The organism is Paenarthrobacter sp. CM16, assembly GCF_013179505.1.
Taxonomy (GTDB): Bacteria; Actinomycetota; Actinomycetes; order Actinomycetales; family Micrococcaceae; genus Arthrobacter.
In genome coordinates, this window is sequence record NZ_JABMCX010000585.1 from 1 (window position 1) to 790 (window position 790).

The 790-nt window shown below is 62.3% G+C and carries 1 protein-coding gene and 1 pseudogene; both read left to right on the top strand.

Annotated features, from left to right (window positions below):
* Positions 1–281: 281 nt before the first annotated feature.
* Entirely contained in the window at positions 282–473 is a 192-nt protein-coding gene (locus HP499_RS25350; protein WP_253951791.1) for a hypothetical protein, read from the top strand.
* A gap of 144 nt (positions 474–617) precedes the next feature.
* A pseudogene (locus HP499_RS24665) lies at positions 618–790 on the top strand (PaaX family transcriptional regulator); the annotation flags it as partial.

Genomic DNA, 790 nt, shown 5'->3' on the forward strand with positions numbered 1-790 from the left:
GCTGGAGCGGGTCTTTGGGGTTTGGGCGATGGTTCCGTTGACGTTCATGTCAGGTTCGCCGATACGGTGGCACCCACGGTTACGCTTGGCGGGTGGAGCAGCTCTACGCGATTTCTGCGTGCATAATTCTTGGTTGTTTGGCCGTTTTTCAGGTGGCCCTGGTGGCTGGCGCGCCCCTTGGGCGGTTCGCCTGGGGTGGGCAGCACGATGTCCTGCCGCAGAAGCTCAGGGTAGGCAGCGTGGTCTCGGTAGTGCTCTACGCCCTCTTCGGCTAAACGGCGTTGGCCAAGGCGGAGCTGGTACCTGCGCTCATCAGCGAAGGCTTCACCGACGTCTTTATGTGGGTACTTACTGCCTACTTCACCGTGGGCGTGTTCATGAACGCGATCTCCCGGAGCAAGCCTGAGCGCTTTGTCATGACCCCGGTGGCGTTGGTCCTGGCCGTTCTCTTCCTGCTTCTTTCCTTGGGTTGATCCCGAACGCCTTGCGAGACTCCAGTTAACCCCCATGTTGTGCCGGCGCATGGGGGTGTGCTGCCAACTCGGCGGGGGCTAGCAGCGAACCTATGATGAACTGGACTGGCGCCTGATTGGGGGCGCGGAAATGAGGCTCTTTCGATGTTCGCCGTCCCGGCACCCCCGGTGCGCCACCAGCAGCTGCTTGTTACGATCTTCGGCCTCTACGGCCGGAACGCGGGAGACGCCTTGCCGGTCTCTGCGCTGATCTCCATGCTGGGCTCCCTCGGCTACGATGCTCCGGGTGTGCGGTCCTCGGTCTCCAGGCTCAAAGC